Here is a 1,337-nt window from a genome sequence, read left to right as displayed (position 1 = left end):
CTCCACACCCTCCGCCGCAACCACGCCACCCCCACCGACCTCACCACCACCCTCGCCCACGCCCACACCACCGGAACCACCCCCACCTGGACCACACGCATCCCCACCCCCACACACAAAGCATCCCTGCCCACCTACCCCTTCCAGCGCCGCTCCTACTGGCCGAGCTCGTTCGCGGAGCCCGCTGCGGCCGTGGATGTCGCACCCGCCGAGCAGGAAGAGCCTGTGGCCCCTCCCGCCGCACCCCCGGTCACCGGGGCCCTGGACCTCGTACTCACCGAATGCGCCCGGGTGCTCGGGCACGCGTCGGCGGCGGAGGTGCCGCCCCAGGCCACGTTCAAGGACCTGGGCTTCGACTCCTTCGCGGGCGTCGACCTGTGCAAGCGTCTCTCGGCGCTGCTGGGCCGCCAAGTACTGGTCAATGCGACGTACGACCACCCCAGTCCGGCCGAACTCGCCGCCTACCTGGAGGGGGAACCGGACCCTGCGCTGGTCCCCGCCGTCCGGGCCGGCACGCCGGAGGAGGACCATCGGATCGCCATCGTCGCCATGGCCTGCCGCTTCCCCGGCGGTGTGCAGGGACCGGAGGATCTCTGGCGGCTGTTGATCGAGGAACGGGACGCCATCGGGGACTTCCCCGACGACCGGGGCTGGGACCTGGACGCGCTCTATGATCCCGACCCGGGCCACCCGGGCACGACCTATGTGCGCCGGGGCGGTTTCCTCGACGACATCGCCGGGTTCGACGCCTCGCTCTTCGGCATCGCGCCGCGCGAGGCGCTGGCGATGGACCCGCACCAGCGGCTGCTGCTGGAAACCACCTGGGAGGCCTTCGAACGTGCCGGTATCGATCCCGGCACCCTGCGCGGCAGCCGTACGGGAGTGTTCGTCGGCACGAACGAGCAGGACTACGCCACCTACAGCACAGCCGGTCCGGCGCAGGGCACAGAGGGCTTCCTGCTCACCGGGCACGCGGCGAGCGTGGCGTCAGGGCGGCTTGCGTACGTGTTCGGACTTGAGGGTCCGGCTCTGACCGTGGACACGGCATGTTCGTCGTCGCTGGTCGCCCTGCATCTCGCCGTGCAGTCGCTGCGTGGTGGGGAGTGCGATCTGGCGGTCGCGGGCGGCGCCAGCGTGATGTCGACGCCGGGCATCTTCCTGGAGTTCTCCCGCCAGGGCGGACTGTCGGCCGACGGCCGCTGCAAGGCCTTCGACGAGTCGGCGGACGGCACCGGCTGGTCGGAGGGCGTGGGCACGCTGCTGGTGGAGCGGCTGTCCGACGCCCGCCGCAACAACCACCCGGTCCTCGCGGTCATCCGCGCCACCGCCGTCAACCA

1 protein-coding gene is annotated in these 1,337 nt (G+C 71.4%); it reads left to right on the top strand.

From position 1 onward, the window contains the following. Window positions 1–1,337: type I polyketide synthase (locus AB0958_RS45150; RefSeq protein WP_366896296.1), on the top strand; the 1,337-nt coding region annotated here is incomplete at both ends.

Source organism: Streptomyces sp. NPDC006655 (assembly GCF_040703965.1).
In the GTDB taxonomy this organism is placed as follows: domain Bacteria; phylum Actinomycetota; class Actinomycetes; order Streptomycetales; family Streptomycetaceae; genus Streptomyces.
This window is presented reverse-complemented; position numbering and strand designations above follow the sequence as displayed.